This is a genomic window from Catenibacterium sp. RTP21428st1_D7_RTP21428_210409 (assembly GCF_040227455.1).
Lineage (GTDB): Bacteria > Bacillota_I > Bacilli_A > Erysipelotrichales > Coprobacillaceae > Catenibacterium > Catenibacterium mitsuoka_A.
In genome coordinates, this window is record NZ_JBEHVX010000158.1 from 1 (window position 1) to 1,689 (window position 1,689).

Genomic DNA, 1,689 nt, shown 5'->3' on the forward strand with positions numbered 1-1,689 from the left:
TGGGTTTGGATATACGAAAAAGAGCTGTAACGCTCAAGGTAGTAGTAAATACTACCTATTCGTTACAGCCCCTTTTTTTATGGTAGAATAGTTAAGAAGGGAGTGTTATATATGTATATAGGAACACAGGATTTATTAAAACAATACGATGCTTATTTATTGGAACATGGATATCAAATAGAAGAACTTGTTAATCTTGCAAGTGATGCATTACTCAATCATTTCACAAAATATAATAGATTTGCGATTCTTATTGGACCAGGTAATAATGGTGCAGATGGTTATTCTTTGGGATTAAAACTAGAAAAACTAAGAAAGCATGTCATTTATTATTATAGTGGAGATATAGGAAAGGTATCACAGGCCAATCGTTATTATCGTGATCAATGTGAAGAGAATCATTTGATCTATGTAGATGAAGATAATATTAATACAATTAGTTGGAATGATTATGATTGTATTGTAGATGGGTTATTTGGATTTGGCTTAAATAGTGCACCTAGAGGGATGTATAAAATCATTATAGAATCAATTATGAATCATTATAATGGAACTATTGGGGCAATTGATATTCCTACAGGACTTGATTGTAATACAGGTAAAGCCTACGATGGTGCTTTAAAGGCTGACTTTACAGTCACCTTAACTGCTTTAAAACAAGGATTCTTAGATCCTCGTTCATTAGAATATACAGGTAAAGTCATTCTAGAAACATTAGCTGTTAAGGATTGTTTTAAAGAAGCAGGGTTATTTGAATATGTAGGAGAGGACTACGCAAAGGAACATTTAAGAAAACGAGTTTATAATGGTTATAAGAATATTTATGGTGTAGATGGCTTAATTGTAGGGAGTAATCAATATACAGGTGCACCATTACTTGCCACTAAAGCAGCCTATTATACAGGTGCAGGTATAGTAAAGACTATTACTTCAGAAAAAGTCACATCTCTTTTACCTCTTTATATACCTGAAGCGATTCCTGTATTAAGACCACAGATCTTCCGTTATGATGATTTTGATGGCTATGATGCATTATTAGTAGGATGTGGATTAGGTCTAGAGGAAAGAGCTTTTAGAGCTGTAATAGATATTATGACTGCTTCTATCTGTCCGCTTGTAATTGATGCAGATGCACTTACAATTCTATCTAGAAATATGCACTTACTAGAAAAACAAGACCGTTCAGTGATTCTTACACCACATATTGGTGAATTCAAACGTTTATGTCATGTAGAAGACTATCCTGACTTAATGCTTGCCGCACAAAGTTTTGCATCACAATATCATTGCATACTTGTCTTAAAAGGACCTCATACTATTGTGACTGATGGCAAATCATCTTATCGTATTGCATCTGGTAATAAGGCGATGGCAGTAGGTGGTATGGGTGATACACTTGCAGGTATTATTACTTCATTATTAGGACAGGGTTATGAACCACTAGAAGCAGCAATACTAGGTGTTTATATTCATGGACGTGCTGGAGATGAAGTTGCAAAGCAGGCATATACAGTTATACCTGAAAAACTTATTGAAGAAATTCCTCATACAATGGCACTGCTTATTGGTGAAATAGAAAAATAGCTGGAATAATGAACCTTTAATTTTTAAGGGGGGGGGTCAATAAAAAACTCGCTTTAAATATTTGGGGGTTTCCACTTGTAAAGGGCAGTCAGAAATGACTGCCCT

General features: G+C 34.6%; 1 protein-coding gene. It reads left to right on the forward strand.

Going from position 1 to position 1,689, the window contains the following annotated elements; translation table 11 throughout:
* Positions 1-111: 111 nt before the first annotated feature.
* Positions 112-1,584, forward strand: coding sequence for an NAD(P)H-hydrate dehydratase (locus tag ABUA27_RS12605; protein ID WP_349820857.1), 1,473 nt, complete (start codon positions 112-114; stop codon positions 1,582-1,584).
* The last annotated feature ends 105 nt before the right edge of the window (positions 1,585-1,689 follow it).

Coding starts and splice junctions, on each gene's coding strand:
- ABUA27_RS12605 (WP_349820857.1), top strand. CDS start 112: ATGTATATAGGAACACAGGATTTATTAAAACAATACGATGCTTATTTA.